The organism is Cupriavidus phytohabitans, from assembly GCF_017815025.1.
In the GTDB taxonomy this organism is placed as follows: domain Bacteria; phylum Pseudomonadota; class Gammaproteobacteria; order Burkholderiales; family Burkholderiaceae; genus Cupriavidus.
In genome coordinates this window covers 1-1,990 of record NZ_JAGIQB010000158.1, presented here as the reverse complement: position 1 = coordinate 1,990, position 1,990 = coordinate 1, and the positions used below count along the sequence as shown (strand labels likewise).

Annotated in this window: 1 protein-coding gene; it reads right to left on the bottom strand. The window is 57.4% G+C overall.

What is annotated here, in order from left to right; all coding sequences use genetic code 11:
* Window positions 1-159: 159 nt before the first annotated feature.
* Window positions 160-1,095, bottom strand: coding sequence for a cation diffusion facilitator family transporter (locus J8I34_RS33770; RefSeq protein ID WP_209778419.1), 936 nt, complete (start codon window positions 1,093-1,095; stop codon window positions 160-162).
* Window positions 1,096-1,990 lie beyond the last annotated feature (895 nt).

The window sequence follows — 1,990 nt, the reverse complement described above, 5'->3', positions numbered from 1 at the left end:
TTCTACTCCCTGGTGGCCTAACCGCAGCACCTTTCCGTCCCCCGCTCGCCCCTACCTCCTTATCGCGACGGAACCGCTGCCACCGGGTAAGATGACAATGAGTCCAAGCCACTTTAATCTCTTGGATATCCCAAAGTTCAAATCCTAACAGGGCGACATCTATTCTGGCGTGAGGGTCTTCGTAAAGTATACCGGGTCGACGTGGGTCATCACGTTGAGTACGCGATGGTGCTCCAGCGTGCGGCGCCGGGCATCGACGGCAATCGCATGGCCCTGTGCCACTGTCAGCGTGGCCTCGATTTCAAGATGGACATCAACGAGCACCTGGTCGCCCATTTTACGGGTGCGCAGGTCGTGCAAGCCAAGCACGCCGGGCGTACCCAGCATGCTGGCGCGAATGTCGGCGACGGTTTCTTTGTCGGCGGCGCGGTCCATCAGGTCATTGAGCGCGTCCCAACTGAAGCGCAGCCCCATGCGCGCGACCATCAGCCCCACTACCATTGCCGCGATCGGGTCGAGGCTGTGATAGCCGAGCAGGTTGCCGGCGATGCCAAGGGCCACCACCAAAGACGAAGCCGCATCCGAGCGCGCATGCCAGGCATTGGCTACCAGCATGCTCGAACGGACCCGCCGCGCCACGGCCAGCATGTAGCGGAACAGCAACTCCTTGGATGCCAGCGCGACCACTGCCACCCAAAGTGCCATTGGCTGAACCGGCTGTGGCCCGGCGGGATGCTGAAGCTTGCCCAGTGCTGCCCACAGCATGCCCGCCGCCACCGTCAGCAGCAGCACACCCAGGACCAGCGACGCTGCTGTCTCGAAGCGCAGGTGGCCATATGGGTGATCGGCATCCGGGTCCTTGCAGCTTTGCCATCCGGCGGCCAGCACGACAAAGTCTGAAAGCAGGTCGGACAGCGAATGCGCGGCGTCGGCAATCAGCGCCTGCGAGCCGGAGATGATGCCGGCCGCCCCCTGGGCCATGGTCAGGCCGATATTGACCGCCACGCTGACAAGCGTGCTGCGCCAACCGGCGCTGTGGCGCGCCTGTGCGTCAGTCGGCCTTCCGGCGTCGTTTTCGGGTAGTTCGGGACGCATCTGGTGAATTTCGATTTGATCGTGCGACTATAGCTCAAAGCGACGGGAAGTAGATCATCACGTCCAGGTGGTGACGAAAAAAGGCCTGCCTTGGGTGGGCTCCGCCTCTGCTTTCAGAAGATTGTCCTTGAAGCGATTTCCCAATTCTGGTTTTTTCATTTTAAGGCTTCTTTGACCACGCCAAAGCACCGAGCAGCACAAGCAAAGAAAATACGAATCAGTACACCATCCACAAGCGCGAAGGATCTCCTGCCTGGTGCTGAAGGTGGGTCAAAAGCAAACTGATGAGCCAGACAAGCCTCCAGGTAAACAACAAACCTGTCGCCGTAAGCTGCGTCCGCGGTCGCGATGGATTGTCCTACTTCCACTTGATTGGCTTGGAGTCCTCCGGCCTTTGATTGGCGACAACGTTAGTCAAGAACGCAACGAATTGTTCGCTGGTAGGGGCCGTCAGAAACTTTGTGTTTAGCGCCAAGGAGCACTCAATGAGTGCGCAACACTGCAGCGTCCCTGTCGCATCCACTGCGTTGTCAGTTCTTGCCAAGGGTCCGATTTGATCAAAAATGTTGAACAAGACGTTAGCTCCCGCAGTTGGAAGCCGACTCTGCATAGAGCGTCATCAGGATACAGGGGAATCGTGAACCTGTAGGGCCAATAAAGGATCTCTTTCAAGGTGTTCGGCGGGATTGAAATTGATCTTGGCCAAATCTAATTTAAATTATCGAGTCGGATCATTTTTTCTGTACTAAAATTGGATGTGAACGCTTTGCAACGCTGGAGGTTACCACCCGCTCAAGCAGGGGGCCGTTATTCCAACGGGCGTTGTTGCATAAATCCGGGGTCGGTTGGGCTGACGTTTACGCGCAACGGCTGAAACTCTGGCTCTGTTAACTTC